21 protein-coding genes and 1 riboswitch are annotated in these 22,935 nt (G+C 38.4%); of the genes, 14 read left to right on the forward strand and 7 right to left on the reverse strand.

Features of this window, described 5'->3' with window-relative positions:
* Nucleotides 1-83 precede the first annotated feature (83 nt).
* The 6 genes from ileS (at nucleotide 84) to trpS (ending at nucleotide 6,237) form a co-directional block, all read left to right on the forward strand.
* Nucleotides 84-3,467 carry an isoleucine--tRNA ligase gene (gene ileS, locus QF004_RS05655; protein ID WP_307423797.1) on the forward strand — a complete coding sequence of 1,128 codons (3,384 nt, stop codon included), beginning with the start codon at nucleotides 84-86 and terminating at the stop codon, nucleotides 3,465-3,467.
* A gap of 48 nt (nucleotides 3,468-3,515) precedes the next feature.
* Nucleotides 3,516-3,896, forward strand: a complete 381-nt coding sequence (locus tag QF004_RS05660; protein WP_133439039.1) for a TraR/DksA C4-type zinc finger protein — start codon at nucleotides 3,516-3,518, stop codon at nucleotides 3,894-3,896.
* An 83-nt stretch (nucleotides 3,897-3,979) separates the two neighbouring features.
* Complete coding sequence (locus QF004_RS05665; RefSeq protein ID WP_133439040.1) at nucleotides 3,980-4,228, forward strand: DUF6576 domain-containing protein; 249 nt, start codon at nucleotides 3,980-3,982, stop codon at nucleotides 4,226-4,228.
* Between the two features lie 2 nt (nucleotides 4,229-4,230).
* Nucleotides 4,231-4,431 carry a DUF2683 family protein gene (locus QF004_RS05670; protein WP_133439041.1) on the forward strand — a complete coding sequence of 67 codons (201 nt, stop codon included), beginning with the start codon at nucleotides 4,231-4,233 and terminating at the stop codon, nucleotides 4,429-4,431.
* Nucleotides 4,431-5,069, forward strand: coding sequence for a lipoprotein signal peptidase (locus QF004_RS05675; RefSeq protein ID WP_133439043.1), 639 nt, complete (start codon nucleotides 4,431-4,433; stop codon nucleotides 5,067-5,069). Before QF004_RS05670 ends, QF004_RS05675 begins: the two co-directional genes overlap by 1 nt.
* A gap of 199 nt (nucleotides 5,070-5,268) precedes the next feature.
* Entirely contained in the window at nucleotides 5,269-6,237 is a 969-nt protein-coding gene (trpS, locus tag QF004_RS05680) for a tryptophan--tRNA ligase (protein WP_307423805.1), read from the forward strand.
* Between the two features lie 51 nt (nucleotides 6,238-6,288).
* Here trpS and QF004_RS05685 read toward each other — a convergent pair whose 3' ends face one another.
* The 5 genes from QF004_RS05685 to QF004_RS05705 all read right to left on the reverse strand — a co-directional run bounded on the left by QF004_RS05685 (nucleotide 6,289) and on the right by QF004_RS05705 (nucleotide 10,938).
* The gene (locus tag QF004_RS05685) at nucleotides 6,289-6,984 is read right to left on the reverse strand and encodes a YjjG family noncanonical pyrimidine nucleotidase (protein ID WP_307423807.1); all 696 of its coding nucleotides are present in this window, start codon (nucleotides 6,982-6,984) and stop codon (nucleotides 6,289-6,291) included.
* 202 nt (nucleotides 6,985-7,186) lie between these two features.
* Complete coding sequence (locus QF004_RS05690) at nucleotides 7,187-7,777, reverse strand: RNA polymerase sigma factor (RefSeq protein ID WP_307423810.1); 591 nt, start codon at nucleotides 7,775-7,777, stop codon at nucleotides 7,187-7,189.
* 176 nt (nucleotides 7,778-7,953) lie between these two features.
* The gene (locus QF004_RS05695) at nucleotides 7,954-8,445 is read right to left on the reverse strand and encodes a hypothetical protein (protein WP_307423813.1); all 492 of its coding nucleotides are present in this window, start codon (nucleotides 8,443-8,445) and stop codon (nucleotides 7,954-7,956) included.
* A gap of 70 nt (nucleotides 8,446-8,515) precedes the next feature.
* Nucleotides 8,516-9,796: a methionine adenosyltransferase gene (metK, locus tag QF004_RS05700; RefSeq protein WP_133439049.1), complete on the reverse strand. Its 1,281-nt coding sequence runs from the start codon at nucleotides 9,794-9,796 to the stop codon at nucleotides 8,516-8,518.
* A gap of 188 nt (nucleotides 9,797-9,984) precedes the next feature.
* Nucleotides 9,985-10,938 (reverse strand): hydrogen peroxide-inducible genes activator, encoded by a 954-nt coding sequence (locus QF004_RS05705; RefSeq protein ID WP_307423818.1) that lies wholly within the window; start codon nucleotides 10,936-10,938, stop codon nucleotides 9,985-9,987.
* A gap of 90 nt (nucleotides 10,939-11,028) precedes the next feature.
* On the opposite strand from QF004_RS05705, the gene QF004_RS05710 reads away from it, so the two are divergent.
* The 6 genes from QF004_RS05710 to QF004_RS05735 all read left to right on the forward strand — a co-directional run bounded on the left by QF004_RS05710 (nucleotide 11,029) and on the right by QF004_RS05735 (nucleotide 16,050).
* Entirely contained in the window at nucleotides 11,029-12,519 is a 1,491-nt protein-coding gene (locus tag QF004_RS05710) for a catalase (RefSeq protein WP_307423819.1), read from the forward strand.
* Between the two features lie 112 nt (nucleotides 12,520-12,631).
* Entirely contained in the window at nucleotides 12,632-13,399 is a 768-nt protein-coding gene (locus QF004_RS05715) for an enoyl-CoA hydratase/isomerase family protein (RefSeq protein ID WP_307423821.1), read from the forward strand.
* A gap of 37 nt (nucleotides 13,400-13,436) precedes the next feature.
* Nucleotides 13,437-13,862: a dCMP deaminase family protein gene (locus QF004_RS05720; RefSeq protein ID WP_133439055.1), complete on the forward strand. Its 426-nt coding sequence runs from the start codon at nucleotides 13,437-13,439 to the stop codon at nucleotides 13,860-13,862.
* A gap of 22 nt (nucleotides 13,863-13,884) precedes the next feature.
* Nucleotides 13,885-14,793 carry a site-specific tyrosine recombinase XerD gene (xerD, locus tag QF004_RS05725; RefSeq protein ID WP_133439056.1) on the forward strand — a complete coding sequence of 303 codons (909 nt, stop codon included), beginning with the start codon at nucleotides 13,885-13,887 and terminating at the stop codon, nucleotides 14,791-14,793.
* The gene (locus QF004_RS05730) at nucleotides 14,790-15,305 is read left to right on the forward strand and encodes an NUDIX hydrolase (protein ID WP_307423827.1); all 516 of its coding nucleotides are present in this window, start codon (nucleotides 14,790-14,792) and stop codon (nucleotides 15,303-15,305) included. Before xerD ends, QF004_RS05730 begins: the two co-directional genes overlap by 4 nt.
* Nucleotides 15,306-15,369: 64 nt before the next feature.
* Nucleotides 15,370-16,050: an RluA family pseudouridine synthase gene (locus QF004_RS05735; RefSeq protein WP_133439058.1), complete on the forward strand. Its 681-nt coding sequence runs from the start codon at nucleotides 15,370-15,372 to the stop codon at nucleotides 16,048-16,050.
* A 188-nt stretch (nucleotides 16,051-16,238) separates the two neighbouring features.
* Here the strand turns inward: QF004_RS05735 and QF004_RS05740 are convergent, their stop codons facing one another.
* Nucleotides 16,239-18,431 (reverse strand): outer membrane beta-barrel protein, encoded by a 2,193-nt coding sequence (locus tag QF004_RS05740; RefSeq protein WP_307423830.1) that lies wholly within the window; start codon nucleotides 18,429-18,431, stop codon nucleotides 16,239-16,241.
* A gap of 124 nt (nucleotides 18,432-18,555) precedes the next feature.
* On the reverse strand, nucleotides 18,556-20,832 hold the full coding sequence (locus QF004_RS05745) for an aconitate hydratase (RefSeq protein WP_307423835.1): 2,277 nt from the start codon (nucleotides 20,830-20,832) through the stop codon (nucleotides 18,556-18,558).
* A gap of 779 nt (nucleotides 20,833-21,611) precedes the next feature.
* Here QF004_RS05745 and QF004_RS05750 point away from each other — a divergent pair.
* Entirely contained in the window at nucleotides 21,612-21,986 is a 375-nt protein-coding gene (locus QF004_RS05750) for a DUF2752 domain-containing protein (protein WP_307423838.1), read from the forward strand.
* 30 nt (nucleotides 21,987-22,016) lie between these two features.
* Complete coding sequence (locus tag QF004_RS05755; RefSeq protein WP_307423841.1) at nucleotides 22,017-22,775, forward strand: WG repeat-containing protein; 759 nt, start codon at nucleotides 22,017-22,019, stop codon at nucleotides 22,773-22,775.
* Nucleotides 22,776-22,798: 23 nt separating this feature from the next.
* A riboswitch (TPP riboswitch) is annotated at nucleotides 22,799-22,890 on the forward strand.
* The last annotated feature ends 45 nt before the right edge of the window (nucleotides 22,891-22,935 follow it).

Consider the following 22,935-nt stretch of genomic DNA (forward strand, 5'->3'; position numbering starts at 1 on the left):
CATTCTGTACCTCATAATTCCGAGAAAATCATTATATTCGCAACCTTAATTAATTAGAATAATTCTTATTGAACTGTTTGAAAATGAAGAAGTTTACCGAATATAAAAATCTAGATTTAACCACCATTGCCGAGAATATTTCCCAATTTTGGCAAGAGAACCAGACTTTTAAAAAATCTGTCGAAATCCGCGATGGCAAGCCAGAGTATGTATTTTACGAAGGTCCCCCTTCGGCTAACGGAATGCCGGGAATTCACCACGTGATGGCGAGAGCGCTGAAAGATATTTTCTGCCGCTACCAAACCCAAAACGGGAAACAGGTTTTCCGGAAAGCGGGTTGGGATACGCACGGTTTGCCTATTGAACTTGGCGTAGAAAAAGAACTGGGAATTACGAAAGAAGATATTGGCAAGAAAATTTCTGTTGAAGATTATAACCAGGCCTGTAGAAATGCAGTAATGCGCTACACCGATGTGTGGAATGACCTTACAGAAAAAATCGGTTATTGGGTAGATTTAAATGATCCCTATATCACCTACGAACCGAAATACATGGAAACCGTTTGGTGGCTTCTGAAGCAACTTTACGATAAAAAATTAATGTACAAAGGATACACCATCCAGCCGTATTCTCCGGCAGCAGGAACAGGTTTGTCTTCACACGAATTAAATCAGCCGGGAACGTACCGCGATGTTTCAGACACGACTGTTGTGGCACAGTTCAAAGTGAAGAATTCTTCTTTGTTTGAAGATATTAAAGAAGATATTTCAATTCTTGCCTGGACAACCACTCCCTGGACTTTACCTTCAAACACCGCTTTGGCAGTTGGTCGCGACATCGAATATGTTTTGGTGAAAACCTTTAACCAATATACTTTTGAACCGATTCACATTATTTTAGCAAGCGTACTTGTGCAAAAGAATTTCGGTAAAAAATATTTTGAAGGAACCGACGAAGATTTTAATAATTACAGTCCAGAAAACAAAACCATTCCTTATCAGGTTTTGAAGGAATTCACCGGTGAAAAATTAGCCGGAACAGAATATGAACAGTTGATTCCATGGTTTTTACCGGCGGAAGATGCTGACAAAGCTTTCCGTGTGATCATTGGCGATTTCGTAACCACTGAAGATGGTACAGGAATCGTACATATCGCGCCCACTTTCGGTGCAGATGATGCGCGCGTTGCCAAAGAAAACGGGATTCCGCCAATGTTAATCAAGGATGCCAACGACAATCTCGTTCCTTTGGTAGATTTGCAGGGCCGTTTTGTAAAAGGAGGAAATACTCCGGAATTATTTGCAGGAAAATTCATTAAAAATGAATATTACGATGACGGCACTGCTCCCGAAAAATCCTGGGATGTAGAGCTGGCGATTCTTTTAAAAACCGAAAACAAAGCCTTTAAAGTAGAAAAATACGTTCACAGTTATCCACACTGCTGGAGAACTGACAAACCGGTTTTATATTACCCTCTGGATTCCTGGTTTGTAAAAATGACCGCGGTGAAAGACCGTTTGGTTGCATTGAACGAAACCATCAACTGGAAACCTAAATCAACCGGTGAAGGTAGATTTGCCAATTGGCTGGTCAATGTAAACGATTGGAATCTTTCCCGTTCAAGATATTGGGGAATTCCTTTGCCAATCTGGAGAACCGAAGATTTAAAGGAAGAAATCATCATCGGATCTGTAGAAGAATTGATGGCAGAAATCCAGAAATCGATGGATGCCGGATTCATGACCCAAAATCCGTTTGCCAATTTCGAGGTTGGAAATATGTCGAAGGAAAATTACGCGAATATCGATTTGCATAAAAATATTGTGGATGAAATCATTCTGGTTTCAGCTTCAGGAAAACCGATGAATCGTGAATCTGATTTAATTGATGTTTGGTTTGATTCAGGTTCAATGCCTTACGCGCAACTGCATTATCCTTTTGAAAATAAGGAAATGATTGACGAAAGAAAAGCTTTCCCGGCAGATTTTATCGCTGAAGGAGTTGACCAGACCAGAGGTTGGTTTTACACTTTGCATGCGATTGCAACAGCAGTTTTTGATTCTGTAGCGTACAAAAACGTAATGTCAAACGGTTTGGTTCTGGACAAAAACGGCCAGAAAATGTCGAAACGTTTAGGCAATGCTGTTGATCCATTCACCACTTTAGAAAAATACGGTCCCGATGCCACGCGTTGGTATATGATTGCAAATGCAAATCCTTGGGAAAATCTTAAATTCGATTTAGAAGGAATTGATGAAGTCAGAAGAAAATTCTTCGGAACTTTATATAATACGTATTCATTCTTCGCTCTTTATGCGAATGTTGACGGATTTACTTATGCTGAAAAAGACGTAGAAAACCGCCCGGAAATCGACCGCTGGATTTTATCTGAATTGAATTTATTAGTCAAAGAAGTCACTGCTTTCTATGAAGATTACGAACCAACGAAAGTCGCAAGAGCCATTAATAATTTTGTTAATGACAACTTAAGCAACTGGTACGTAAGACTTTGCCGCAGAAGATTCTGGAAAGGCGATTATTCTGAAGATAAAATTTCCGCGTATCAAACGCTGTATATTTGTTTAGAAACAGTTGCTAAAATTGCAGCTCCGATTGCCCCGTTTTTTATGGATCAATTGTATCAGGATTTAAATAAAATCACTGGAAAGAATAATGCAGAATCGATTCACTTAACCGATTTCCCGAAAGCGGATGAAAGTTTAATTGATCAGGATTTGGTGGAGAAAACGCACCTGGCACAACAAATTACTTCGATGGTATTTTCATTAAGAAAGAAAGAAAACATCAAAGTAAGACAGCCGCTTCAGAAAGTGATGATTCCGGTTTTGGATCAAAAAACAGAAACGCAGATTTTAGCTGTTTCCGACTTGGTAAAGCAGGAAGTAAACGTGAAAGAACTTCAATTAATTAATGCGGATGAAGCTGCCGATTTAATTGTAAAACAGATTAAACCCAACTTCAAGACTTTAGGTGCGAGGCTTGGAAAAGACATGAAAACCGTTGCAGGAGAGATCACCAGTTTTACAGCCGACCAAATTTCAACTTTGGAAAAAAAAGGAAAAATGGATATTCACGGTTATGAAATTTCATTAGACGACGTGGAAATTTTCACCAAAGACATCCCGGGCTGGACGGTAACAAGTGAAGGAAAACTAACCGTGGCACTGGATTTGACCTTGACCGATGAATTAAAAGCTGAAGGAATCGCCCGCGAATTCATCAACAGAGTTCAGAATTTAAGAAAAGATAAAGAATTCGACTTAACGGACAGAATTACAATACGTCTGGAAGAAAATAATCCTTTCGAAAAAGAAATTATCAATAATGAGGCATATATTTCAGCAGAAGTATTGTCAGATAGAATAGAAATTGTAAATTCACTCTCAAATTTTGAGGAGATCGAGATTGATGAGCTCAAATTTAAGGTAGATGTTCAAAAAAAATAACAAAACACGATGACCCGTTGAAACGGGTTTATTTAAAAAAATACAACTATGGCAGAAGACAGACAAAAGTACAGCGATGCTGACTTACAGGAATTCAAAGTGATTATTCAGGCAAAAATAGATAAAGCAGAAAAAGATTTAATGCTGATCAGAGAAAGTTTCATCAATGACCAAAATAATGGAACTGATGATACCTCGCCAACCTTCAAGGCTTTTGAAGAAGGTGCTGAAACGCTGAGCAAAGAGCAAAACTCGATCCTGGCCGGAAGACAGGAAAAATTCGTGCGTGATTTGAAAAACGCGTTGATTCGTATTGAAAACAAAACCTACGGAATTTGTAGAGTTACAGGGAAATTAATTCCCAAAGAAAGGCTGATGGCAGTTCCACATGCTACTTTGAGCATCGAGGCAAAAAATATGCAGCGATAAATTTGACCGTGTACCATGAATAATGTACAAAGTACGCTGTATTTCCCTATACAGAATACTTTGTGCATTTATCTTTTACATTCATGAATACCCTACTCATCTTACTTGCCGTGGCCGTGATTTTAATCTATTTCTTCCGAAAAGAGATTAAAGAAAAAATCAGCCCAAATCCGAAGAAAAACTACACCATCGATGATCAGTATAATGCTGATAAAAAAGACCGTGAAAAGGAAATTGATAAAATCCTAAGCAAAATAGGAAAAAACGGATTGAATGATCTGTCATCGGAAGACAGAAAAAGACTCGACGAACTTTCAAAAAAAATAAAATAAAAATGGAATCACTTATAGTTCACCCAAAAAATCAAATGGAACTCAATGCACTGAAAAGCGTGATGAAAGATATGGGCATTAAATATGAAAAATTTCACACCAGAAATCACAACGCTGCTCCGAAATTTGAACCAAAAACACCGTCAGATAAATCCGCGAAACCTGCCAGAACTTTCAAAGGTAAACCAAAGAATGACTTGTAATGAAGAAAATAGCATTAATTACTTTTATCATTCTTTTGATCGATCAGGTTTCAAAATTTTATATTAAAACGCATTTCAATCTTGGAGAAAGCGTTCCTGTATTTCCAGGTTTTAAACTGACTTTTGTAGAAAATCCGGGGATGGCTTATGGCTTTCATTTCGGCGGATTGATCGGAAAATATTTTCTGGTCATCGTCCGCGTATTTTTAATTGGCGGGATGGTTTACCTGTTCAGCAAATGGCTGAAAGAAGGCGCGAGCAATTATTTATTAATCCCGATGGCGATGATTTTCGCCGGCGCGATCGGCAATTTAATCGACGGGATGTTCTACGGAATGATCTTCGACAGCGGAACCCTTTATGACGAAAGTATCGGACGATGGATTGAATATGGCGGGATTTCGAAAACCGTTCCTTTCGGCCAGGGTTATTCTACCTTTATGAAAGGCTGTGTCGTTGATATGCTTCATTTCCCATTGGTAGATTGGCATGTTCCACCAACTTTTCCCTTGATTGGCGGGAAACATATTGAATTCTTTAAATATATTTTTAATGTTGCAGATTCTGCCATTACAGTAGGCGCTGTATTATTATTGATTTTCAGAAAAAAAGCGCTGCCAAATGGGTTGGACTTTTAAAATGATTAAATGACAGGCACTAAAAATACAGTCACATAATTCCTGATACTCAATGTTTTGGGAATTTTCATTATGTTCTTCGGAAATCATACAACTGAGGAACTTACCCAATCAAAGCAAGCCCTATAAACTGCAAAAATCTACGTTTGCCAAAAGAGGTTTTGTTTTGTATTTTTGCTCCTAAATTAGATCAACATACATGTCCAGAATACTTACAGGAATACAGGCAACAGGAACACCGCATTTGGGAAATCTTTTAGGAGCGATTATTCCCGCCATCGAATTATCTAAAAAGCCGGAAAACGAATCTTTTTTGTTTATCGCCAATCTGCACTCTTTAACACAGATCAAAAATGCAGCGGAACTGAAACAAAATACCTACGAAATCGCAGCAGCATGGCTTGCCTGTGGTTTAGATACCGACAAAACTTTTTTTTACAGACAAAGTGATATCCCGGAAACCTGTGAACTGACCTGGTATTTATCCTGTTTTTTTCCTTACCAGAGATTAACGCTGGCGCATTCTTTTAAAGACAAAGCCGACCGTCTGGATGATGTGAATGCCGGGTTATTTACCTATCCTGTTTTAATGGCCGCAGATATTCTGCTGTACGATGCCGAAATTGTTCCGGTCGGAAAAGATCAGCTGCAGCACCTGGAAATGGCGCGAGATATGGGCGCGAGATTTAACCATCAAATGGGCGAAGTATTCGTTTTACCTCAGGCAAAATTACAGGAAGACACGAAATATGTTCCGGGAACCGACGGCCAGAAAATGTCGAAATCGAGAGGCAATATTATCAATATTTTCCTGCCGGAAAAGGAGCTGAAAAAACAGGTAATGGGAATTGAAACCGATTCAAAATCTCTTGAAGATCCGAAAGATCCTGCAACAGACAAAGTTTTTGCCTTGTACGAATTGATTGCAACCCCTGAACAAACTGAAACGTTAAGACAAAAATATTTAGCCGGAAATTTCGGGTACGGCCACGCCAAAACAGAATTGCTGAATTTGATTTTAACGCGATTTGCAAAGGAAAGAGAATTGTTCACTTACTATATGAACAACTTGCCGGAGCTCGAGGAAAAATTACAGGAAGGAGCAGCAAAAACGAAAGTAATTGCACTGGAAACATTAGCTCGGGTCCGAAAAAGCGTTGGCGTTTAATTCAGTTCAGACCAAGAAAAAACCTTTCCGATTTTGGAAAGGTTTTTCTTTTTATAAAAGTTCTTTTAACTCCATTAATTTCCTGATAACTTTCACGTCATCTGCTTCAAATTTATCATCGAAGACGTCGAAATAAATAACCTCCAAGCCAAACGATTTCCCGCCTTCTACATCGGCAATCCAGTCGTCACCAATCATGATGGATTCCTCAGCCGAAGCACCGGCTTTTTTCAAAGCGTAATCGTAAATCTCAGGCTGAGGTTTTCTGATGTTGATTTCATCTGCACTTGTTATGGTCTGAAAATAATTCTGAATTCCCGAAAGTTCACATTTTTTATGCGTAACTTCTTTAAAACCATTGGACAGAATATGCAGTTTATAGCCTTTATCATAAAGGTATTCCAAAATTTCGAAAGCTCCTTCGACCAGATCATTATAATTAATGATTTCATCTAAGAAATTATTCTCAAAGGTTTGAGCCAACTCGAAATCATCAATCCCAAAAAAGAGGAAAGAATCATAGAAACGGTGTTTTCTCAAATAATCTTTATCGATTTCTCCGTCGCGGATCTGTTCCCAAAGCCGCTCATTGATGGTGAAATATTCCCGATGAAAATCATCGAACTCTAAATTATATTTATCACGGATCTGTTGTCTTTTAAAAATTTCCTTTAAAGTTAAAAAGGCGTTTCCGCGGTGATCCCAAAGGGTATTGTCAAGGTCAAAAAAAATGTGCTGAATTTTCATACGGCACAAATTTAAGAAAATAAGATCAGTTTTTAGAAACAATAAGGTTTTTTGATTTCAATTTTATTACCTGAATGCTCTGAGAATAGCGGAGCAAAAAATCAATGGTCTGTTTCTTGGGTATCAATCGTTTTTCGTTTAAAGTGTCAATTTTTTTCATACGCGAAAAGTTTAACTTAAAAACGAAAAAATTTGAATATTATTATCTGGTTAAGACAATTTGATGTTCATCCATAATTTTTCTCAAGTTGATGAGGGCGTAACGAACCCTACCCAATGTGGTATTGATGCTGGCACCAGTCTGATCTGCAATCTCTTTAAAAGACAGCCCGTCGAAAAACCGCAGCCGTACCACTTCCTGCTGATTTTCCGGCAGATAATCAAGCATCCTCATCAAATCTTCCTGAATTTGCCTGCTGATCAATTGGTCTTCAATGTTTTCTTCCTTCCCGGCGATGAGATCAAAAATAGAAAACTCTTCATTATCATAACTTGTTTCCGAGACTTTGTTATGCTTGGCTTTCAGCCGGAAATGATCGATAACCAGATTGTGTGCGATTCGTTTTGCCCATAAGACAAATTTGCCTTCTTCGTTATATTTGCCTTCTTTCAGCGTAACAATAATTTTCATGAACGTATCCTGGAAAACATCATTTGCCAGGGTCTCGTCCATTATTTTATAAAAAATGAAGGTGAAAATTTCTTTTTGGTGTCTTTCAATAAGTACGGCGAGCGCTTTTTCGTTGCCGTTTTTGAAATTCGAGATCAGCCAACTGTCTGTATGATTATCCATAACTCTATTCTGTATTTATTCAGGAATTTACAGCCCATTATATTCAGGCTTTTAAAATTCAGATATTAAAAAACTAATAGAGGTTTATGATCTATAAAATGTACTTTATTGTGAATGGCTAAAATAGTAAAAAAGTTAATACTCTGTTAACTAATTAATAAAAAAATACAAAAAAATCATTTTAATAAATCATGAAGCATGACTAATGGGAGATTTATCGTAAAATTAAAATTAAGTCCTTTCAGTTCTTTTCCATTAATCCCCGCCTGATCAATCGGGAAAGCGTACCCTCCGGTGAAGTCAATCAACGCAAATAAAGTGACTCCCGCTTTTGGTGCGACATATTTCGTAGTTGCTTCGGCTCCTGCCAAAAAATAAATGGAATGGTATAAATCTACATTCCTTGCAAAATTGAGCAAGATATCACCCTGAATTTTGGGCACGACAGCAAATTGGCCATTGACGCTGCCAATCATTCCGGCAACTCCTAAGCGGTAAATCATATCGTCATTTTTCAGAAAAAGCAATCTTCCGCCCAGCTCTGCAAAACTTTGATTTTGATAAACATATCCCACGTGAACCATTTTGTGAACAGTGAATTGGGCTTTCGAAATTCCGAAAAACATAAAAAATAACAGTATTGAAAAAACAGATCTCTTTGCCATCATTGAATATTTATTGGGGATAAAGTTAAAAAAAACTGCTTTAACATTTCTGTAAAAGCAGTTCTTATATTTTTTAAAGATTAAATTCTTTTTTTATTTCATCAACTTTGTCGAGTTTCTCCCAAGTAAAGAATTCTAAATCTTTAATGGTGAATTCTTCGCCGGTTGCTTTTCTAAAGGTTTTATCAGCAACATAAGGTTCTCTTCCCATGTGGCCATAAGAAGCGGTTTCCTGATAAATCGGATTTCTCAATTTTAGATTCTGCTCAATTGCATAAGGTCTTAAATCAAATATTTTCTGAATTCTTTCTGAAATGTCGCCATCATGCAAACCTAGTTTTGAAGTTCCGTAAGTATTAACGTACAGACCACAGGGTTCAGCAACACCAATCGCGTAGGAAACCTGTACCAAAATCTCATCTGCAACTCCTGCTGCAACTAAGTTTTTCGCAATATGACGCACAGCGTAAGCCGCACTTCTATCTACTTTTGACGGGTCTTTTCCGGAGAAAGCACCACCACCGTGCGCGCCTTTTCCACCATAAGTATCTACGATGATTTTTCGTCCCGTCAAACCTGTATCACCGTGTGGACCACCGATTACAAATTTTCCGGTCGGATTAATGTGGTATTTGATCTTATCGTTGAATAAATCCTGAATTTCTTTCTTTTGTTTTGCTTTCACTTTCGGAATCAAAATTTCGATCATGTCTTTCTCGATTTTTGCCGACATCGCTTCGTCGCTTCCAAAATCATCGTGCTGGGTGGAAACCACGATAGAGTCTATCCTAACCGGTTTATGGTCATCCGAATATTCGATGGTTACCTGTGACTTGGCATCAGGCCGAAGATACTTTACAGCATCGTTTTCTCTTCTTAAAACAGCTAATTCTTTAAGGATGGTGTGAGCCAGATCAAGGGCCAGCGGCATATAGTTATCGGTTTCGTTGGTCGCGTAACCAAACATCATTCCCTGATCTCCGGCTCCCTGTAAATTGGCTTTGGTATCGAAATCATCACTTTCCTGAGCGCGATCTACTCCCTGATTAATATTGGAAGACTGCTCGTGAATACAGGAAATAACTCCACAGGAATCCCCCGCGAACATGTATTCTCCTTTTGTATAGCCAATTCCGTTAATTACTCTTCTGGCAATATCCTGTACATCAAGATAAGCAGTCGACTTTACTTCACCTGCCAAAACGACCTGCCCTGTGGTGACCAGTGTTTCACAAGCCACTTTGGATTGGGGGTCATTGGCGAGGAAGTTATCGATTAAGGCATCTGATATTTGATCAGCCACTTTATCTGGGTGCCCTTCGGATACCGACTCAGAGGTAAATAAATAAGACATATTTCTATTGTTTTTTTAATTAAAAAAATAGAAGAAAATAAGGTGATTGCAAGAGAAACTAAAAGAGAAAATCGGTTTTAGCATTTTTTAATGAGGTTGCAATCAGTACAAATTTTTCCTCCGGTAAATTATTGGTGCAAATTTAGCCACTATTTATTAAAGCACAAAATTTATTTTGAAGTTAAAAATTATTGCGGTTTTATTCCGACAAATTCATTCGGGCTTTTATTGTAATTAAGTTTGCTGTTCAACGAGCCCGCAATAAACTCAATCAGTTCGTCTAAAATTTTCTGCTTGTATGTTGGTTTATAATAGATTACCGAAATCTCGCGGTAAGGAAAAGGAGCCCTGAATCTTTTGACTTTCTTTTTCTGCTGATCGGTTAACTGTTCTACAGCGAGTTCCGGCAGAATACTGATGCCACCTAATTTATCGACCAGCTGAACCAAGGTATTAATATTGGAAGCAACGAACTCAAGATTCTTCGGCTTTACCGTATTTTCCTTTAATTCACAAATGTTTTCAAACTGGGTTCTCAGACAGTTTCCTTCTTCCAGAAGCCACACTTTCTGCACATCGATATCTTCCGGAACCACGAAGCTGTCCTTCTTTTCTACCGTACTGTCATCTGCCGCATAAATCATGAGTTCTTCATTAAATAAAAAATCGTGATAAAATTCATTGGCAGCGGCGTAAGGCGTAGAAATAATTCCTGCATCGAGCTCACCGGTTTTCAATGCTTTGATGATATTCTCGGTGGTCATCTCCTTAAGATTGAGTTCGATTTTAGGATGGGTTTTTAGAAAGTCAAAAATTTCCGTGGGTAAAATAAATCCAGAAATCGTAGGAAGCACGCCCAAATTAAGTTTGCCCGCCAAAACATTATTGAGCAGATTCGCTTTACTTCTTAATTCATTAATTGCGTCCACCACTTTTTTTGCCTCTAAAATAATTTGTATTCCTACATCCGTTGTTCTGATGGGATGGGTGGTGCGGTCAAAAATTTTAACATCCATTTCGTCCTCAAACTTCTGAATCATTGCACTCAATGTTGGTTGGGTAATGAAACAGGCCTGAGCGGCATTGCCAAAGTGCTTATATTTATCTACTGCGATAAGGTATTCCAGTTGCTGAATATTCATGAGGTTAATTTAGTCAAGGTCAAATATACTTAGATTTTGCCAAATTGTAATTATTTTTAAATAAATTTGAGGTTTATTAAAATCAACAATATGAGCGATCGCAAACTAACCAACTCGTCCGGAATTGCTTATTATGACCACGAAGATTCTCAGACAGCAGGCCCAAAAGGACCGGTTTTATTACAGGACTTCATCTTACAGGAAAATTTGGCTCATTTCGTTCGGGAGAGGATTCCCGAGAGAGTCGTACACGCAAAAGGTACTGGCGCGTACGGGAAATTCACCGTAACCCATGATATTTCACAGTTTACCAAAGCCCAACTCTTTTCTAAAGTGGGAAATTCCTGCCGGATCTTCACAAGATTTTCTACCGTAGGAGGAGAAAAAGGAAGTGCAGATACAGAAAGAGACCCGAGAGGTTTTGCCGTAAAATTTTATACCGAAGACGGAAATTGGGATTTGGTCGGAAACAATACGCCAGTGTTTTTCATTAAAGACGCTAAAAAATTCCCGGATTTTATTCATACTCAAAAACGCCTTCCAAAAACAAATCTTAAAAGCGCAACGATGATGTGGGATTTCTGGAGTTTTAATCCTGAATCTCTGCATCAGGTTCTCATATTAATGTCGGATCGGGGAACCCCGTATGGCTACCGGCACATGCATGGTTTTGGGTCTCACACTTTTTCAATGATTAATGCTTCGAATGAAAGAGTTTGGGTGAAGTTCCACTTTAAAACAAAACAGGAAATAAAAAATTTCAGTCATGACGATGCCGTGAAAATGAAGGGAGAAAATCCGGATTTTGCACAGGAAGATTTAATGACCGCCATTGAAGAAGGCAACTTCCCAAAATGGACCTTATATATTCAGGTAATGACCGGTGAGCAAGCGAAAGAATTCCGCTGGAATCCTTTTGATGTCACTAAAGTATGGTTCCACGACGAATTCCCTTTAATTGAAGTGGGCGAAATGGAACTGAATGAAATTCCAGTCAATTATTTTGCGCATGTAGAACAGGCTACCTTTTCACCGAGCAATTTAGTTAACGGAATCAGTTTTTCCCCTGACAAAATGCTGCAGGGCCGGCTTTTTTCTTACCCAGATGCACACCGATACAGAGTGGGCGCAAACTCCCATTTGCTTGAAGTAAACCGCTGCCCGTTTACAGTGAATAATTACCAAAGAGACGGCGCGATGGCAGATTCCAGCCAATATAAAGACGCTCCCAACTACTATCCCAACAGCTTTGATGAAATCAAACCGCAGTCTGCGTACAAAAATTTCGAAGAAGATCTGGACAGCAATCATGTTGCGAACTTTAACCGGAATGAAAATGATGATGATCATTACACCCAGCCAGGATTATTATACACCAAAGCAATGAATGAAACCGACCGCCAAAATTTGGTCTCAAACATTGTAGCGTCGATGAAAGGAATTACCGGACCGAAAAGAGACGAGATTATCAATCGTCAGTTGTGCCATTTCTTCCGGGCAAACATCGAACTGGGAATGAAAATCGCCATGGCCTTACAGGTCAATATCGATTCGAACATGATGAGTCATTCTACAAAATAGAACATCATTTCCAAAGAAATTGTTTTAAAAAAACCAGTATTGCCCTCAGCCCGTCAAAGTGGGAAAAATTCATTAATTTGCACAGTACTAAAACACTTAACAAGGTATTACAATGTCGTACGAAAATATAATTTTAGAAACGGATCAAAAAACAGCGGTGATTACCATTAACCGTCCGCAAAGTTTAAATGCCCTCAATGCAAAAACCATTTTGGAATTGAGTCAGGCTTTAGACGAAGTTTCTGCAGATCCGCAATACAGAGCAGTGATCATCACCGGCAGCGGTGAAAAATCTTTCGTTGCAGGAGCAGATATCAAAGAATTTTCCGATTTCGGAACTGCCGCTGCTGAAGACTTAGCCAGAAACGGACAAAACATTCTTTTTAATAAAATTGAAAACCTCAACAAACCTGTTATTGCTGCCGTAAATGGTTTCGCCTTGGGTGGCGGTTTAGAATTAGCCATGGCCTGCCACATTCGGTATGCTTCAGAAAACGCAAGATTGGGATTGCCGGAAGTTACTTTAGGATTAATCCCGGGTTATGGTGGAACACAGCGGTTGCCAAAATTAGTCGGAAAAGGCCTGGCCAATGAATTGATTTTCTCCGCAAAGATGATTCCCGCACAACGGGCAAAAGAAATCGGTTTGGTTAACGAAGTTTTTAGTTTAGAAGAACTTTTACCAAAGACCAAAGAACTTGCAAATACCATCGCTCAGAATTCACCTATGGGAATTTCCAAAGCAATTGCCGCCGTCAATCAGTATGACAGTGGCCACGGTTTCGAGACCGAAATAAAATCGTTTGGTGAACTCTTTGAAATGGAGGATAAAAAAGAAGGAGTTGCTGCTTTTTTAGAAAAAAGAAAACCATCTTTTTAAAAAAATAATTCCCCTGAATCTTAAAAACAATAAATTTTTGATAGTAACCAAATTTGACATTGCTTATTTAAAAATGGCAAGTGAATGGGCCAAACTCTCCTACTGCAAACGCAAGCAGGTGGGAGCGCTCATCGTAAAAGACCGCATGATTATTTCAGACGGTTATAACGGAACTCCTTCCGGCTTTGAAAACTGCTGTGAAAATGACGCCGGCGAAACCCACTGGTTTGTTTTGCATGCCGAAGCGAATGCCATACTGAAATTGGCCCGCTCTACCCAGTCTGCAAAAGACGCCACACTCTACCTTACCTTATCGCCCTGTAAAGAATGCAGCAAACTCATTTTGCAGGCAGGGATAAAAAAACTGGTCTATGTGGATCATTATAAGGATAATGATGGAATTGAATTCCTAAAAAATCACGGAATTGAAATTTTACAGGTACCCTATGATGACTTAAAATAAAAATACAAAAACACAGATTACAATGACTTGGGATGAAAAAATTAAAGACTTCGAAACTTTTTTAAAATTTGAAAGAAACTTTTCAGACAATACCATAGACGCTTATATACGGGACATCAGAAAACTCCAGGATTACGCAGAATTCGATCTTGAAAACACCGGTCCTTTAACCATTACCTACGAAAATATTCAGGAATACCTTTATCAGCTTTCCAAAAAGAAATTCAGCGAAAGAAGTCAGGCAAGGTGGATCTCGTCCATTAAATCTTTCTTTAAATATCTGGTCGAAGATGAAGTTCGCGACGACAATCCCGCCACTTTACTGGAAGGGCCGAAACTGGGAATTTACCTCCCCGATACTCTGAGTTTTGACGATATAGACAAAATTATTCGAGCCATCAATACTGACACCGATTTGGGACAAAGAAATAAATGCATGATCGAAGTTCTCTACGGTTGCGGATTACGCGTTTCTGAACTCATCGATTTGAAAATCTCCAATATTAATTTTAAAGAATCTTATTTAAAAGTTGATGGAAAAGGAGACAAATCGCGGTTCGTTCCTTTAGCAAAATTTACCTCCAACTTAATTAAAACGTATCTGAACACGGTTCGTTCTAAGGGTAAAATCAATAAAAAACATGAAGACATTGTTTTCCTGAACAGCCGCGGATCGGCGATGTCCAGGGTGATTGTTTTCATCATCATCAAGGAATTAACCGAAAAAGCAGGCATTAGAAAAAGGATTTCACCACACACTTTCCGTCATTCTTTTGCAACTCACCTTTTACAGAACGGCGCAGATCTGCGCTACATCCAGGAAATGCTGGGCCACTCCAGTATTACAACAACCGAGATCTACACCCATTTGAAAAACGAAGAATTACGCGATGTCATTCTTAACTATCATCCAAGAAACAAAGGAGAATGAGTGATTTAAAATACTGTCCGAAATGCGGGAAACCCACTTTAATTTGGGACGGCGAAAAAAAATGGAGTTGTTCCAGCTGCGATTATGTACTCTATCACAATGTTGCAGGAGCAGTGGCCGTCATCATCAAACATGGCGAAGACATTCTTTTTACCCGAAGAAATCAGGAACCGAAAAAAGGGAAACTCGATTTGGCCGGCGGATTTGTAGATCCAAGAGAAAGCGCCGAAGAAACCTGCGTTCGTGAACTGTTCGAGGAAATGAAAATGAAAGTGGATATTTCTCAATTAAAATATCTGGCAAGCTTACCAAACACTTACGAATACAAAAACATTCTATACAATACCATCGACTTATTTTACGAATATGAAGTCCCGGAAAAAGTAGAAGCAAAGCTTGAATTATCTGAAATTTCTGAAACAGTCTGGATTAAAAAAAACGAGATTGATATCGAAGACATCGCTTTTGATTCTCAGAAAACATTTTTCAAACAATACAATCTTCCTAAATAACTGTTCTGCTTTCTTCGCGGTTCCGATGTTTTTTTTAGCGTAAATTTGCAGTTCGTAAATTCCCATTATGCAAGAACAAATCGTTTTCGAAGACAATCATCTTTTAGTTATCAATAAAAAAGCTGGACAACTCGTTCAGGGAGACAAAACCGGCGATTTATCTTTGCTTGATTTAATTAAAGATTTCATTAAAAAAAGAGATCACAAACCTGGAAATGTTTTCCTGGGATTGGTTCACCGTATCGACCGGCCTACTTCCGGACTGGTCATTTATGCCAAAACTTCCAAAGCACTTTCCCGTTTAACGCAAATGGTGAAAAACCGCGAAATCAAAAAGACATATTGGGCAGTCGTTTCCAAAGCTGAAATTCCACAAAAGCAAAGACTGGTGCATTATCTTCTGAAAAACGAGAAAAACAATAAAACAACTGTTTTCCCGAAAGCCACCGAAGGCGCAAAACAAGCGGTTCTGAATTACGAAATCATTAAAACGCTGGATAATTTCCTGCTGCTGGAAGTTGATTTGGAAACCGGTCGCCATCATCAGATCCGGGCACAATTATCGAAAATTGGCGCTCCGATTAAAGGCGATTTGAAATACGGTTCGCCACGCTCTAATCCCGACGGCGGCATTCATCTGCATGCGAGAAAGCTGGAGTTTATCCATCCTGTCACTTTAGAAAAACTATCCGTCACGGCGCCCGTTCCTCAGAATGATCCGGTTTGGAAAGCGTGTGTAGATTGATAATTTGTCTAAAAAAATATTTAATCTTTTAACCGCAAAAGAGACAAAAGACGCTAATTGATCAGTTTCGAATCGTGATGAAAAAGAACTTCAAAAGGTTGCAAAAATATTATTCTATATAATTTCTACCATCTTTAGGCTAACCTTATTAAATCAAAACTTTTGTTTCTTTTGCGGTAAAAAAACCTTTACTGAGCTGGTGGAACAACTCCACCATTACTGTCATTCGGATTATTTTGTTTTAAAATATTGGCATCTTCTTTTGCCAGTTTATTTTTGGTCGGAATTTTATAATTCACAGAAAAACCAAAGTTTCTCGTGTCTGTTTTATTATAAAGAAAAACACTTTCTCCTTCTAACGGTCTGGAATGAAGTTGAGTTACCTGCGTGTTGAACAGATCGTTTCCGTAAACCGAAAGAGTTAGTTTATCATTCAGGAATTTCTTCGTGAAGGTCAAATCAAATTTTTGATTAAATGGCTTTTCAGACTCGAAATAATAGTAGCCAGCTTTTTTCGATAACACATTATAATTCGCAGTCATTTTAATTTCAGAAGGAAGTACTACTTGCGCCATCAAATTTATAACCCACATTCCTTTCGGATCGATTTCTTTAATTTCATGCTTCACATAACCTGCATAAACATAAAGAAAATTGATTTTATCAGGATTGAAATTCATCTTCATTATTTCACCGAAAGGTTTAGTGAAGATCATAAACGGAATCGGCATACCGACATTAAAATTATGAATTCTCATGTTCGGAATATTCACCTGCTTATTTTCGATAACGTCTCCTTTTCGGGAAAGCAGTTGCGCTACTTGATTGTCAATCGAAGAAACATTATAACCGATAAAAGCATAATCAAACGCCGAAAGTTTAATTTCGAAATTATCATAGATAGTTGGCTGCAAATAAGGATTTCCAGTTATGGTAGAATTGGGACCTGTAAAGGTATTGTTATTCGGGTTCAGTGCAGAAATGCTCGGCAAGGTGATTTTCTTGTTATAATTCAATGCCAGATAAACCTGATTCATCAGATTGTATTGAATACTCGCATTCGGAAACAATTTGAATTTATTAAAAGGAATGAGATCTTCTTCCTGCAATATTCCATTAGTATCATTAAATCTGGTCTTTCCGGAAATGTCGTAATTTTCCGCTCTGGTTCCGAGCGTAAAATCAAACTTCTTCAATTTTGCCTGAAATTCCAGATAAGTAGAAGCGGTATTTCTCTGATATTCAAGGTTGGTAATTCCTTTACTCTCGGTATCGAAAATCTGGTTTTCATACAAACCCCCAAAACTCACTTTCCCTTCATCTAAAATTTTTACCGGCTGCGAAAAATCCACTTTGAAGTTGGAAACCTGCATTAAAGAAGTATTATCCAGAACCCTTCCATAACTTTGGTTGCCATAAAAAGTTGAATTATTGTAAATATTATCCTGATAGAAATCATTGTTTGACCGCGTATATCCTGCCTGGAAATCTAACTTTTTATTCTTATCATCAAATCTTTTTTGATAACTGATAACGGCTTCCTGACGAAGTGAATTCGTTTTTGCCGCATCCAGTGCCGTATATTTATTTAAAACCTTATCCGACAGCAAATAGGAACCATCACTTAAAGTAAGATTATCATTATTGTTGTTATAAACGTCATAATTCAATAATAATTTATCAGCACCCAAATCAAAAGTAAGTCCGGCTTTTGCAAAAGTTCCGCGCGCAATTCTATCCGTATTTGACAAAACCAGATTATCCTGATTGCTGTTCATTTCACTTTCACGGTAGCTTTGACCCACTCTCAACTGCCAGCCGAAATATTTATTTCTGGCATTTAAACTTAAAGAATTATTGGTTCTGCTGCGGAATTTTTCCTCATTCGTAAAGGCATAATTCCCGGAGTAAGTCGCAGTTAAATATTTATTAGCGTTTTTATTGGTAATGATATTCATGATCGCACCACCGGAAGAAGCAGGAAACTCTGCGCCGGGCTGCGTAATCACTTCAATTCTTTCGATGGAGTTTGCTGGCATTCCTTCCAGAAAAGAAGTCAGATCGTTGCTTGAAATATTTAAAGGCCGACCGTTCAGATAAACCGCAAGCATTTTCCCCTGATACATCATTCCGGCAATATCGGTAGCGACCAATCCCGGAAGTTTTTTAATTCCTTCCATCGCGCTCCCGGTATTGAGACTTTCCTGTTCTGAAAAATCAAAAATAGTACGGTCCGCTTTTTGTTCAACGGCTTTTTTAGTTTTGGTGATAACAACGCCTTCTATTTCCTTTTCTTTGGTTTCCTTCTGAGGTTTTTCCTGTGAAAAATAGAATTGAGAAAACAATAAAGCAATAACTGCAACGGTAATTTTTTTGGTCATAAATAGGTTTCTATTCAATTAGACAACGATATATCAGAAAAGTTACAATCATATATATTTTAAAATACGAAATAAAAAAACCGCCCAATTTCTTGAGCGGTTTATTATAATTAATCTTAACTAATTAAGCATTTCTTGCAGCTTCAGCAGCGATCAGATTCAAGGCAGATCCTGCTTTATACCAATCGATCTGCTGAGCGTTATAAGTATGGTTGGTGATCACCACATCTTTAGTTCCGTCAGCGTGAACCAATTCCAAAGTCAACGGTTTTCCTGGCGCGAACTGCTCTAAATCTAAGAAGTTCACCGTATCATCTTCTTGGAATTTGTCATAGTCAGCTTTATCAGCAAACGTTAGACCAAGCATTCCTTGTTTTTTCAAATTCGTTTCGTGGATACGCGCGAAAGATTTTACCAGGACGGCTTTTACACCAAGATGTCTCGGCTCCATGGCAGCGTGTTCTCTGGAAGAACCTTCACCATAGTTTTCGTCACCAACGACAATGGTTGAAACGCCGGCAGCTTTATAAGCCCTTGCTACAGCAGGAACTTCACCGTACTCGCCTGTAAGACTGTTTTTCACGGTGTTGGTTTCCATATTGTAAGCATTAACTGCTCCGATCAACATATTATTGGAAATATTATCTAAATGTCCACGGTATTTTAACCACGGTCCTGCCATAGAAATATGGTCGGTGGTACATTTTCCGAAAGCTTTAATTAAAACTTTGGCACCGGTAATATTTTTTCCGTCCCAAGGCTGGAAAGGCTCTAATAACTGCAACCTGTCTGAAGTTGGGCTTACCGCAATCTGAACGGTAGAACCGTCTTCAGAAGGCGCTTGATATCCATTGTCATCAACGGCAAATCCTTTTTCAGGTAATTCAAAACCTTTCGGCTCGTCTAATTTAATCTGTTCACCTGCCTGGTTGGTTAAAGTATCTGTGATCGGATTAAAATCCAGTCTTCCTGCAATCGCAACGGCAGCTACCATTTCCGGTGAAGCCACAAATGCGTGCGTATTTGGATTTCCATCTGCTCTTTTCGCAAAGTTTCTGTTGAAAGAATGGATGATTGAGTTTTTCTCTCCTTTATCAGAGCCTTCTCTGTCCCACTGACCGATACAAGGTCCACAGGCATTGGTAAAGATTCTTGCGTTTTCGAATTTTCTGAATGAATCTAAGAAACCATCTCTTTCAGCAGTGAATTTAACTTGCTCAGAACCTGGGTTAATTCCCAAAATCGCTTTTGGCTTAACGCCTTTTGCAACAGCATCTTCAACGATAGAAGCGGCTCTTGATAAATCTTCATAAGAAGAGTTGGTACAGGAACCGATCAGCGCCCATTCCACTTCAATTGGCCATCCGTTTGCCACCGCTTTTTCATGGAATTCAGCAACAGGAGTTGCTAAGTCTGGTGTGAAAGGTCCGTTTAAATGTGGCGTTAATTCATCTAAGTTGATCTCAATAACCTGATCAAAATATAATTCAGGATTAGCGTAAACTTCAGCATCACCGGTTAAGTGATCCGCGATGACATCAGCAGCATCTACGACATCCTGTCTTCCGGTTGCCGCTAAATATCTTCTCATGGAATCATCATATCCGAAAGTAGAAGTGGTTGCTCCAATTTCAGCACCCATATTACAGATCGTTCCTTTTCCGGTGGCAGAAAGCGAGTTCGCACCTTCACCGAAATATTCTACGATACAGCCTGTTCCTCCTTTCACGGTAAGAATCCCGGCCACTTTAAGAATAATATCTTTTGCGGAAGCCCATCCGCTTAGTTTTCCTGTCAATTTGATACCGATTAATTTCGGCATCTTCAGTTCCCAAGCCATTCCAGCCATTACATCAACAGCATCTGCGCCACCAACGCCAATTGCCACCATTCCCAAACCACCGGCATTTACCGTGTGGGAGTCGGTTCCGATCATCATTCCACCCGGGAATGCATAGTTTTCTAAAACCACCTGGTGAATAATTCCTGCGCCCGGTTTCCAAAAACCAATACCATATTTGTCGCAAACAGAACTCAGGAAATTAAATACTTCTGAGTTTTTGTTGATACCATCCTGTAAATCGGCTTCAGCACCGACTCTTGCCTGAATAAGGTGATCAGCGTGTGCGGTAGAAGGAACAGCAACTTTTGATTTTCCGGCCTGCATAAATTGCAATAACGCCATCTGTGCGGTCGCATCCTGCATTGCTACCCGATCCGGTGCGAAATCTACGTAAGAATTTCCACGCTCGTACGCCTGCGTTGCGCTGCCTTCCCAAAGATGGGTATAAAGAATTTTCTCTGCAAGGGTAAGCGGTTTTCCCACAGCTTTACGAGCCGCTTCGATCCTTTCCGGATAACGCGCATACACCTCCTTAATCATATCAATGTCAAAAGTCATATCTGTTGGTTTTTTATTATCTTTTTTTAGAAAGTCAAAAATACGAATTATTTTAAGTTTAAGTCCCTTAATGTCATTTAGAATAAAAATAAATATGATGTTTTATTTCTATTTCCAAAAGCATCCTGATGTTTTAATACGGTATCATGACCCACATAACAAAAATTCAAAAAACATATTTTAAACCGTAAAAGAACTAAAAAGTCCAATTCAAAAAAAGTTAAAAACAAATAGTGAGCAACAGTAGCGTAATCCTTATCCATATTGCTTTTGAACACTTTTATTTTATCACTTCCAACTTCGTTGAATCTTGAATAGGCGATAGATTTTTTTTCGTGTACTGATCACAATATTACATCATAACGGGATCTGTTCCAAAGGAAGGTAAAAGCTACCCTGAACAGTCCCACTGGAGTCTATGGCGAAAGTACGCGTTAACTACGGGTTAACCTACGCGGATCACTTTCAGCAAAGACTTTGGAAGAAATTAATAAGTAAAAAAGAGACACTTAACAGAAAGTAAAAAAACACAATATCCTTTCTGTCAATCAGTTGTAAAGATACAAAAAAACTTAAAGCCTGTTTACATAAAATTACAAATAGATTTAGAAACGAAAAATTTGCAGAATAAAATATGATCCGGGAATTATCTGGTTTCACTTTTCGGGTACAAAATTGATATTTAATAAATTTCAACCGCTCTTATTATTTTTAAAAATAAAATCAACTGTCAAAAAAAGAACGTATTTTTCCGTTCATAATTGATTTAAGAAATTGCAGTGGTCAGAAGAAACCTTCAAATCAGTATTTATTTCACCTTCGCAATCTTGCTGGGGTTGCTCTACTATTTTTACAATCCTGCGTATTATCAGCTATTCCCGAACTGTATTTTCAAAAGCTTGACGGGATTAAGCTGTCCCGGTTGTGGCGCACAAAGAGCGACTCACGAATTACTGCACCTGAACTTCAAAAATGCATTTGCCTACAATCCTTTGCTCGTCGTTTCTTTGCCGTACGCCTTAGCGGGACTATTATTGTATCAAACCAAATTAAAAGAGCGCTTCCCCAAAACCAAGCAGTTTTTGTACGGTCAAAAAGCAATTTTAATTGTTTTATTAATGGTAATCCTGTTCTTCATTTTCCGGAATTTATAAATTCCTATTTTTGCAAATTATTTCCAATTAATGAAAAATATTTTCACTTTACTTTTATTAAGTTTCTCAACGGTTCTTTTTGCACAGAAAAAAACGGTTAACACAAAAGTAAACCTTAAAAAAACAGCTGCTCAAAAAAAGACAGATCCAAAAGTTAATACAGATCTCATAAAAATCAACGATTCTATTCCGGCGCTTATTCCTTATAAAAAAGAAGGGCAATCCGGCTTTATCAATCAGAAAGGTAAAATCATCATTCCAGCGATTTACAGCAATGTGGGCTTTTTCACTGAAGACTGCAACCTCTTGAATTCTCCCAACAGTAAAGTTCAGAAATTCGGTTCAAAAGAGTACGCCTCCGTGCGGCTCGATGGTAAAGATTACAGAATTGATATGACCGGAAAACGGATCTATCATTTTAATGAGAGCGATTTAGGACAATGTCCTTTTCAGTTTAAATCACAGTTATTTCATGCCTATATTTTAAATAAAGCCTACGGAATTATCGAAGATTCAAAATTCCACGATGCTTCAGATTACCGGCACTTCACCATTTATCCCCAATTCCAATACCTTCATATTCTGGAAGGAGATGATCTGAAAAACCCGATGATCATCGCCGTGAAAAATGATCAGTTCGGAATCATCGACGTTACCGGAAAAGTCATTATTCCATTTGAATACGAAGACATCAAAAGAAATTACAGCTGGAAAATCGGCCGTTTGTTTGAAGTGACGAAAGACGGCGAAAATTACTTCTTTATTGACATTGCCAACAAGGCATATTGAAAAAATAGTTGTAAGTTTACACCCAGAAATTAAAGGGGTGCTGTGAAAAGCTGAGATTAGACCCAATGAACCTGGAACAGGTAATGCTGTTTAGGGAAAACATAAGCAATAAGTAATGATTAATTAGCAATATTACTTAGAACCAATTACTTATTGCTCA

The organism is Chryseobacterium sp. MDT2-18, assembly GCF_030815285.1.
Taxonomy (GTDB): domain Bacteria; phylum Bacteroidota; class Bacteroidia; order Flavobacteriales; family Weeksellaceae; genus Kaistella; species Kaistella salivictor.